Source organism: Variovorax sp. 01N429, assembly GCF_056399425.1.
This window is the reverse complement of record NZ_JBFTRG010000119.1, coordinates 1-457: the sequence shown is the minus strand read 5'-3', so window position 1 is coordinate 457 and position 457 is coordinate 1. Positions and strand designations below refer to the sequence as shown.

Sequence of the window (457 nt, the reverse complement as noted above, 5' to 3'; positions counted from 1 at the left end):
GTCGACGACCCACTGCTGGAACAGCATCGCCTGGAAGTCCCGCTTGATCGCGTACTTCTGGATGTACGCGCCGATCTCCAGGGACTCGATCGTCATCGTCACGTTCTGGTACTGCCGCAGGCGGCTCTGCATGAACTCGGCGACCTTCACCGACGACGGGTTCTGCGGCACCAGGTAGCTGAACTCGACCTTCTTGCCCTCGGCGGCCAAGTCGTTGAAGAGCTTCTGCGCTTCGTCCTTGTTCGGGGCCGGCTGCTTGACGGCCTGGTCGACGAACGGGCCGGAGGAGTTGAAGTAGCCCGTGGCCGGGACGTACCCGTTGTCGAGCGTCTTGGGGATCTCCGTCGGGTCGAGCGCCAGCGCGATCGCGCGCCGCGCCCGCGGGTCGTTGAACGGCGGCTTGGCCAGGTTGAACTGCACCATCTGGCCGCCGTCGGTCTTGAACTCGGCGACGTTC

At 65.0% G+C, this 457-nt stretch carries 1 protein-coding gene; it reads right to left on the bottom strand.

Going from position 1 to position 457, the window contains the following annotated elements:
• Positions 1–457: ABC transporter substrate-binding protein (locus AC1DSF_RS30865; RefSeq protein WP_478184118.1), on the bottom strand; the 457-nt coding region annotated here is incomplete at both ends.